A 737-nucleotide genomic window follows, 5' to 3' on the forward strand; every position below is an offset into this window, starting at 1 on the left:
TTGGATAAGCCCTCGACCGATTAGTACTGGTCAGCTCCATGCATTGCTGCACTTCCACCCCCAGCCTATCTACCTCGTCGTCTTCAAGGGGTCTTACATACTGGGAAATCTCATCTTGAGGGGGGCTTCACGCTTAGATGCTTTCAGCGTTTATCCCGTCCGTACATAGCTACCCAGCGGTGCTCCTGGCGGAACAACTGGTACACCAGCGGTACGTCCATCCCGGTCCTCTCGTACTAAGGACAGCTCCTCTCAAATTTCCTACGCCCACGACAGATAGGGACCGAACTGTCTCACGACGTTCTGAACCCAGCTCGCGTACCGCTTTAATGGGCGAACAGCCCAACCCTTGGGACCTACTTCAGCCCCAGGATGCGATGAGCCGACATCGAGGTGCCAAACCTCCCCGTCGATGTGGACTCTTGGGGGAGATAAGCCTGTTATCCCCAGGGTAGCTTTTATCCGTTGAGCGATGGCCCTTCCATGCGGTACCACCGGATCACTAAGCCCGACTTTCGTCCCTGCTCGACTTGTAGGTCTCGCAGTCAAGCTCCCTTATGCCTTTGCACTCTTCGAATGATTTCCAACCATTCTGAGGGAACCTTTGGGCGCCTCCGTTACTCTTTAGGAGGCGACCGCCCCAGTCAAACTGCCCACCTGACACTGTCCCCGCACCGGATTACGGTACCAGGTTAGAACCTAGATACGATCAGGGTGGTATCCCAACGTTGCCTCCA

Annotated in this window: 1 rRNA gene; it reads right to left on the bottom strand. The window is 55.5% G+C overall.

Going from position 1 to position 737, the window contains the following annotated elements:
• Positions 1 to 737: ribosomal RNA gene (locus tag IFU39_RS32505) — 23S ribosomal RNA — on the bottom strand; the annotation flags it as partial.

Source organism: Paenibacillus sp. CFBP 13594 (assembly GCF_014842675.1).
Lineage (GTDB): Bacteria > Bacillota > Bacilli > Paenibacillales > Paenibacillaceae > Paenibacillus > Paenibacillus amylolyticus_B.